At 72.0% G+C, this 7,668-nt stretch carries 7 protein-coding genes and 1 pseudogene; 4 read left to right on the top strand and 4 right to left on the bottom strand.

What is annotated here, in order from left to right; genetic code table 11:
- Positions 1 to 85 precede the first annotated feature (85 nt).
- Genes thrS through pgsA form a run of 3 tightly spaced genes read left to right on the top strand, consistent with a single transcriptional unit; the run spans position 86 to position 3,392 of the window.
- On the top strand, positions 86 to 2,104 hold the full coding sequence (gene thrS, locus HMPREF3105_RS04195; protein WP_070708842.1) for a threonine--tRNA ligase: 2,019 nt from the start codon (positions 86 to 88) through the stop codon (positions 2,102 to 2,104).
- A complete protein-coding gene (locus HMPREF3105_RS04190) occupies positions 2,101 to 2,781 on the top strand; it encodes an HIT family protein (protein ID WP_070708841.1) in 681 nt (226 codons plus the stop codon). The genes thrS and HMPREF3105_RS04190 overlap by 4 nt, the downstream gene beginning before the upstream one ends.
- Positions 2,781 to 3,392, top strand: coding sequence for a phosphatidylinositol phosphate synthase (gene pgsA / locus HMPREF3105_RS04185; protein WP_070708840.1), 612 nt, complete (start codon positions 2,781 to 2,783; stop codon positions 3,390 to 3,392). Before HMPREF3105_RS04190 ends, pgsA begins: the two co-directional genes overlap by 1 nt.
- Positions 3,393 to 3,417: 25 nt before the next feature.
- Here the strand turns inward: pgsA and HMPREF3105_RS04180 are convergent, their stop codons facing one another.
- From HMPREF3105_RS04180 to HMPREF3105_RS04170, 3 genes are read right to left on the bottom strand one after another with little or no spacing between them, the layout of a single operon-like run.
- The gene (locus HMPREF3105_RS04180) at positions 3,418 to 3,936 is read right to left on the bottom strand and encodes an aminoacyl-tRNA deacylase (protein WP_069941367.1); all 519 of its coding nucleotides are present in this window, start codon (positions 3,934 to 3,936) and stop codon (positions 3,418 to 3,420) included.
- A 7-nt stretch (positions 3,937 to 3,943) separates the two neighbouring features.
- Positions 3,944 to 4,402: a SufE family protein gene (locus HMPREF3105_RS04175; RefSeq protein ID WP_070708839.1), complete on the bottom strand. Its 459-nt coding sequence runs from the start codon at positions 4,400 to 4,402 to the stop codon at positions 3,944 to 3,946.
- A 37-nt stretch (positions 4,403 to 4,439) separates the two neighbouring features.
- The gene (locus HMPREF3105_RS04170; RefSeq protein WP_070708838.1) at positions 4,440 to 5,333 is read right to left on the bottom strand and encodes a sulfurtransferase; all 894 of its coding nucleotides are present in this window, start codon (positions 5,331 to 5,333) and stop codon (positions 4,440 to 4,442) included.
- Between the two features lie 223 nt (positions 5,334 to 5,556).
- On the opposite strand from HMPREF3105_RS04170, the gene zapE reads away from it, so the two are divergent.
- On the top strand, positions 5,557 to 6,612 hold the full coding sequence (gene zapE / locus HMPREF3105_RS04165; RefSeq protein WP_080981737.1) for a cell division protein ZapE: 1,056 nt from the start codon (positions 5,557 to 5,559) through the stop codon (positions 6,610 to 6,612).
- Between the two features lie 72 nt (positions 6,613 to 6,684).
- Here zapE and HMPREF3105_RS13760 read toward each other — a convergent pair.
- Positions 6,685 to 7,623, bottom strand: a pseudogene (locus HMPREF3105_RS13760) (GNAT family N-acetyltransferase); the annotation flags it as partial.
- Between the last annotated feature and the right edge of the window lie 45 nt (positions 7,624 to 7,668).

Genomic DNA, 7,668 nt, shown 5'->3' with positions numbered 1-7,668 from the left:
ATGACCCACAACACCTAGAATGGGACGCGGCCGACGGTGGCCCCCGTACGCCACCGATCCCGAAGCCAGACCTCGAAGGAGCACCGTGTCGGAGCCGAAGAACATCCTGCTGACCGTGGACGGAGAGCTGCGGGAGGTGACGCACGGCACCACCGGCCTCGACCTCTTCCGCGAGAAGCCGACCACCGCCGTGATGCGGGTGGACGGCCTGCTCTGGGACCTGGCCCGCGAGATCCCCGCCGGCGCGTCCGTCGAGTCGGTGGACATCACGGAGCCCGAGGGCCTCGAGGTGCTGCGGCACTCCACCGCCCACGTGATGGCCCAGGCCGTGCAGCAGCTGCGCCCGGGCGCCAAGCTCGGCATCGGCCCGTACATCACGGACGGCTTCTACTTCGACTTCGACGTCGACGAGCCCTTCACCCCCGAGGACCTCAAGCAGATCTCCTCGCTCATGCAGAAGATCGTGAAGTCCGGCCAGACCTTCCGCCGCCGCGTCGTGGACGAGGAGACCGCCCGCGCCGAGATGGCGGACGAGCCCTACAAGCTCGAGCTGCTCGGCAAGAAGGATGCCGCGGACACCGCCGGCGAGGGCGCCTCCGTGGAGGTCGGGGCCGGGGAGATCACCATCTACGACAACGTGGACCGCAAGACCGGCGACGCCGTGTGGTGCGACCTCTGCCGCGGCCCGCACCTGCCCTCCACCAAGCTCATCGGCAACGGCTTCGCGCTCACCCGCTCCGCCGCCGCCTACTGGCTCGGCAACGAGAAGAACAAGCAGCTGCAGCGCATCTACGGCACCGCCTGGGCCAGCAAGGACGACCTCAAGGCCTACCAGGAGCGCCTCGCCGAGGCCGAGCGCCGCGACCACCGCAAGCTCGGCGCCGAGCTGGATCTCTTCTCCTTCCCGGACGAGCTCGGCTCCGGCCTGCCCGTGTTCCACCCGCGCGGCGGCATCATCCGCAAGGAGATGGAGGACTACTCCCGTCGGCGCCACACCGAGGCCGGCTACGAGTTCGTCTACACCCCGCACATCACCAAGCAGCACCTCTACGAGGTGTCCGGCCACCTCGACTGGTACGCGGACGGCATGTTCCCGCCCATGCACATCGACGAGGTCCGTGATCCCGAGACCGGCGAGATCACGCGCCAGGGGCAGAACTACTACCTCAAGCCGATGAACTGCCCCATGCACAACCTGATCTACCGCTCCCGCGGCCGGTCCTACCGTGAGCTGCCGCTGCGGCTGTTCGAGTTCGGCTCCGTGTACCGGTACGAGAAGTCCGGCGTGGTCCACGGGCTCACGCGCGTGCGCGGCATGACCCAGGACGACGCCCACATCTACTGCACCCGCGAGCAGATGAAGGAGGAGCTGACCACCACGCTCAACTTCGTTCTCGACCTGCTCAAGGACTACGGCCTCAACGACTTCTACCTCGAGCTCTCCACGAAGGACCCGGAGAAGTTCGTCGGCTCCGACGAGATCTGGGAGGAGGCCACCCGCACCCTCGCCGAGGTCGCGGAGGCCTCCGGTCTGCAGCTCGTCCCGGATCCGGGCGGCGCCGCGTTCTACGGCCCGAAGATCTCGGTCCAGGCCCGGGACGCCATCGGCCGCACGTGGCAGATGTCCACCATCCAGCTGGACTTCAACCTACCCGAGCGCTTCGACCTCGAGTACCAGGCCGCCGACGGCACCCGTCAGCGCCCCGTGATGATCCACCGCGCCCTCTTCGGCTCCATCGAGCGCTTCCTGGGCGTCCTCACCGAGCACTACGCCGGCGCGTTCCCGGCCTGGCTTGCCCCGGAGCAGGTCGTGGCCATCCCGGTGGCCGAGGCATTCAACGACTACCTGGACGACGTCGTCGCGAAGCTGCGCGCCGAGGGGATCCGGGCGCGCCTGGACGACTCCTCGGACCGCTTCCCGAGGAAGATCCGCACCGCGGCCAAGGAGAAGGCGCCGTTCGTGCTGATCGCCGGCGGCGAGGACAGGGAGGCGAACGCCGTGTCCTTCCGCTTCCGCGACGGCACCCAGGACAACGGCGTGCCGGTGGAGGAGGCGATCGAACGCATCGTGAAGGCGGTGCGCGAGCGCGAGGTCACCCCATGACCAGCCCCGGCACCGGCGGATCCGACGCGCGGGCGCAGGCCCGCGCGTCGGCGGACGCCGCCGCCACGGACGGCTTCGAGCTGCCCGGCGCCCCGGACGCCTTCGAGCGGTTCTGGAACGCCCACCGCATGGCGTACGTGTCCAAGGGGACGGGCCAGGTCAAGGACGAGCACACCTGCCCGTTCTGTGCGGCCCCGCAGCGCGACGATGAGGACTCCCTCATCGTCCACCGCGGCCGCACCGCCTATGTGGTGCTGAACCTGTACCCGTACAACCCCGGCCACCTGCTCGTCTGTCCCTACCGCCACGTGCCCCTGTACACGGACACCACCACGGAGGAGGCCGCCGAGATGGCGGAGCTGACCCAGACGGCGATGCTCGCCCTCGGCCAGGCCGCCGGCGCGTCCGGCTACAACCTCGGCATGAACCAGGGGGCGGTGGCCGGCGCCGGGATCGCGGCCCATCTGCACCAGCACGTGGTGCCCCGGTGGACCGGCGACGGCAACTTCCTGCCGATCATCGCCCGGACCAAGAACATGTCGCAGACCCTGGGGGAGACCCGGCAGATCCTCGCGGACGTCTGGGACCGGGCCGCCCGGGACCACGCCGCGCGCCAGGCGGCCAACGCCCGTGCCGCGGCCGAGCATCCTCGCCCGGGGGCCGGAGACTCCGCCTGATGCTGGACCGTCACGCGCGCGGCGTCACCACCCGCCTGTTCACCCCGGTGGCCCGTACGCTCCTGCGGGCCGGGGTCAGTCCGGACACCGTGACGGTCGTCGGCACACTCGGCGTGAGCCTGGGCGCGCTCGTGCTCTTCCCCCTGGGGCACCTGTTCTGGGGCACGCTCTTCATCACCGCGTTCGTGTTCTCGGACCTGGTGGACGGGATCATGGCGCGCGAGGCCGGGTCCACCGGCCGCTGGGGCGCGTTCCTCGACTCCACCCTGGACCGCGTGCAGGACGCGGCCGTGTTCCTCGGGCTGTGCCTGTGGGGCTTCGGCGTCGGCGCCGCACCCGCGGTCGGCGCGCTCTCCGGGGCCTGCCTCGCCCTGGGCATGCTCGTCTCCTACGTGCGTGCCAAGGCGGAGGCCCTCGGCTGGGACGCGCACGTGGGCATCGCCGAGCGCGCCGAACGGCTCGTGGCCACCCTCGTGGTCGCCGGCCTCACCGGCCTCGGTCTGCCCCCGGTCGTCCTGGCCGTCACCTTGGGGCTGCTCGCCGCAGCCTCCCTGGTCACCGTCGGCCAGCGCATGGCTGTGGTGCGCCGCCAGGCGCGCGACGACGCCTGACCGGCCCGGCCGCAGGACCCGCCCGTCAGTCCGCCGCGATCTCCGCGACGACGGCGCCCGTCACCTGCACGAGGTCGGCGGGCGCGATCTCCACATCCAGGCCGCGTTGCCCGCCGGAGACGTACATGAGCTCCGCGTCGAGAGCGGAGGAGTCCAGGACGACGGGGTGGGGCCGGCGCTGGCCCAGGGGCGAGACGCCGCCCCGCACGTAGCCGGTCCGGCGTTCGACGACCGCCAGATCGGCCAGGGCGAGCCGCTTGACGCCCAGCACCGCGGCGGCGGCCCGCAGGTCCAGCTGACCGGACACGGGCACCACGCATGCGGCGAGCGCGCCGTCGGGGTCCGCCACCATCAGCGTCTTGAACAGTCGGTCGGCGGGCACGCTGAGCGCCCGGGCGACCTGGACGCCGAACCGCTCGCCGCCGGCGTCGAGGGCCACGTCGAAGGTGTGCAGCCGGTACGGGACCCCGGCGGCCTCGAGTGCGGCGACGGCCGGCGTGGCCGCCCCGTGCCGGGCGCCGCGATCCTTCTTGCGCTGGCCCACGGCGGACTCAGGCGATCCCGGCCTGCTCGCGCACGTTGCGCTTGATGCGGCCGAGCATGGCGGACATGCCGCGCAGCCGCAGGGGGGTGAGGGCCTTGGCCAGACCGAGGCGGGTGGGGATGTCCTCGGGCACGTCCAGGACCTCGAGGGCGCTCAGCCCGTCCAGGCCCTGGGTGAGCACGGAGGCGAAGCCGCGCGTGGTGGGCGCCTCCGGGGGAGCGGTGATGAAGAGGCGGACCGGGGCCTGCGGGCCGGGCTCACCCCCGAGCTCGACGGCCAGGAACAGCGGGGTCTGACACTCCACGACCTGCTCCATCTCGGCCTCGTGGCCGTCGTAGCGTTCCGGCAGCGCCGGCAGCTCGTCCGAGAACTCCAGCAGCAGCTCGAGCTTCTCGGGATCGGGCACCCCGGCGAAGTCGTCGATGATCTCGGCCAGGGCGGCGGGCACGGCGTGGTTCTCGGTCATGGTGTCCTAGTCTAGTGATCCACGCCGTGCCGGGGGCTCAGCGCGCGGGGGCCTCGCCCGGCTCTTCGCCGACGGCGATGGGCAGGCGCACGGCGTTGCCCCACTCGGTCCAGGAGCCGTCGTAGTTGCGGACGTCCTCGTGGCCGAGCAGGTACTTGAGCACGAACCACGTGTGGGAGGACCGCTCGCCGATGCGGCAGTAGGCGATCACGTCGTCGCCCTCCTGCAGGCCGGCGCCGGTGCGGTAGACCTGCTCCAGCTCGGCGCGGGACTTAAAGGTGCCGTCCTCGTTGGCCGCGGACGCCCACGGCACGGACGCCGCCGTGGGGATGTGGCCGCCGCGCAGGGTGCCCTCCTGCGGGTAGCCGGCCATGTGCGTGGTCTCGCCCGTGTACTCGGGACGGGAGCGGACGTCGATCAGCGGGGTGGTCCCGATGGCCTGCAGGACGTCCTCGCGGGCGGCACGATCTGTGTGGTCGTCGCGCTCGATCACCGGGTACTCGGCGCGGGCCACGGTCGGGACCTCGCGGGTGGTCTCGCGTCCCTCCGCGATCCACTTGTCACGGCCGCCGTCCATCAGGCGCAGGTCCTCATGGCCGTAGAGGGTGAACACCCACAGGGCGTAGGCGGCCCACCAGTTGGACTTGTCGCCGTAGAACACCACGGTGGTGTCCCGGGAGATCCCCTTGGAGGCGGCGAACTCGGCGAAGGCCTCGGGGCCGACGAAGTCGCGGGTGACGGGGTCGTTGAGCTCGGTGTGCCAGTCGACGCGTTGGGCGCCGGGGATGTGGCCGGTGGAGTAGAGGAGAGCGTCCTCGTTGGACTCGAGGACCACGACGTCCTCGTCGCCGACATGGTCGGCGACCCACTGCGTGGACACCAGCTTCTCGGGGTGGGCGTACTCGGAGAACTTCGCGGCGGTATCGGTCATGGCACTGCCTTCCTTCGCGTCGGGGCGGGCCCGCACGGGCCCGGGGCGGGCGGCACGACGACGGCGGGTTCCGTGTCCGTGCCCTGCGCGCCAGATTACGGCACGTCGGTGTCACGTAAGAGGGTAGGGGCCCCTCAGTCCGGGACACGCGAGGTCACATGGGTCGGGTCCGCGGCCCGATAGCATGGCCCGGAATCCCCGTCGTCGACCCTGGGAGTGTCCCGTGGCTCAGATCGTCCACCTCGCCGACCGTTCGCCGCAGGTCACCCCGGACCAGCTGTTGTCCGGCTTCCACCCGTCGTACCGCTTCGGCACGGTGTCCTTCGACACCTACATCCCGGACCCCGCGCACCCCTCGCAGGCACAGGCCGTGGAGCGGCTGCGCCGGTTCGCGGCAGACCTCGGCCGGGGCGGTTCGGGCGGCGGGTTCCTCGGCGGCCTGTTCGGCGGGAAGAAGCGGGCGGCAGGGCCGGCCGGCATCTACCTCGACGGCGGTTTCGGCGTCGGCAAGACCCACCTGCTGGCCTCGACGTGGCACGCGGCCCCCGGGCCCAAGGCGTTCGGCACGTTCGTGGAGTACACCAACCTCGTGGGCGCCCTGTCCTTCCGCAAGGCGGTGGACGAGCTCAAGGAGTACACCCTCGTGTGCATCGACGAGTTCGAGCTCGACGACCCGGGGGACACCGTGCTGATGTCCCGCCTCATGCGCGAGCTGGCCGACGCCGGCGTGCGCCTGGTGGCGACCTCCAACACCCTGCCGGGCTCGCTCGGCGAGGGGCGCTTCGCGGCGCAGGACTTCAAGCGCGAGATCCAGGTCCTGGCCGACCAGTTCGAGGTCATCCGCGTGGACGGCGAGGACTACCGCCACCGCGGCCTCTCCGCCGCCCCGTCGCCGCTGGACGACGCCGCCGTCGAGGCCACCGCCCAGGAGAACTTCCCCGACGCGGGTGTGCTCGCCGTGGACGACTTCGCGGACCTCACCGCGATGCTCTCCCGCGTGCATCCCTCCCGCTACCGCGAGCTCGTCAAGGACGTGGACGTGCTCGCCCTCCACGACGTGCACACCATCACGGAGCAGGCCACGGCCCTGCGCTTCGTGGTGTTCGCGGATCGCCTGTACGACAAGGACGTGCCCGTCCTCGCCTCCGGTGTGCCCTTCGACGCCCTGTTCACGCAGGAGATGATGCACGGCGGCTACATGAAGAAGTACTTCCGCACGGTCTCCCGCATGACCGCCCTGGTCCGGGAGGGCCAGACGGGCGTGGCCGAGCACAAGTGAGCCACCGCCCCTGACCGGCACGACGACGGCGCGGAAGCACAGCGCCGCCCGCTTGCCCGGCAGCTCGACCTCCCGGTCCACCGTGAAGCCCAGAGCCCGGGCGGTCTTCACGGCCCGCGTGTTGCGGACGTCCGGCTCGATCACGAGCCGACGCGTGCCGGGGCGTGCGCCCAACCAGTCCACAATGCTCCGGTAGGCCGTGGCGCGGGCGCGCCCCTGCAGGCCGCCGGGGGCGGTGATGAAATGGAATCCGAGGTCCCCGTCCCGCACCTCGTAGGCGCCGCCGACCTCCTCCGCGCGAGGGTCGTAGGTCTGCACGAGGGCCACGAGGGTCCCGCCGTGCCACACGAGGTGGTTCGCGTGGGTGGGCTGGAACTCGAGGAAGTCGTAGACCTCCTCGACGTCCTGCACGCTGTGCCCGCGCATCCCGTAGAACTCCGCCCGCGGCTCCGTGACGAGTGCGTGGATCAGCGGGGCGTCCAGGGCCGGGCGGACGCGCGTCATGGTCAGGCCCAACGCCCCGACGCCGACCTCGGCCACGATGCGTCCCGGAGGGGCCCCGCCGGGGACGGAGCGGGCGGGTGCGACGCCGCTGCCGGCGGACGGGGGGACGGGACCGGACGGCACGGGCAGCAGGCGGCCGGCGGCCCACGCGTCCAGCTGATCCGTCACGTGCCCGCCTTCGAGACTGGAGGCGCCGAACGGGACGACCCACCGGCTGCGGGTGCGGTCGCCGAGGTCGAACACGACCCGGGCCACTGGCCCGCGGTGGGTGCCGACGGCCAGGCCGGGGGCGTGCGAGGTGGCGCAGACCGCGTCCGCGGTGCCGCCCACCCGGACGGACCCGATCGTGTCGAGCACGTCGGCGAGCCCCGGCACATCCGGCCCGCCGGGATGCTCGTGCGTGAACAGGAACGGGGTCAGGGCATGCGCCGCACCCCACGTCCGAGCCGTGTCGTCGGGGCCCGGCGGCTCAGCGGCGTCGCCGACGGCGGCGACGGCGGCCCGCACGAGGTCCCTCGTCGACGCTGCGACCCCCAGGGCCGCGCGCAGCGG

The sequence above is a fragment of the Micrococcus sp. HMSC31B01 genome (assembly GCF_001816085.1).
GTDB lineage: Bacteria > Actinomycetota > Actinomycetes > Actinomycetales > Micrococcaceae > Micrococcus > Micrococcus luteus.
This window is presented reverse-complemented; position numbering and strand designations above follow the sequence as displayed.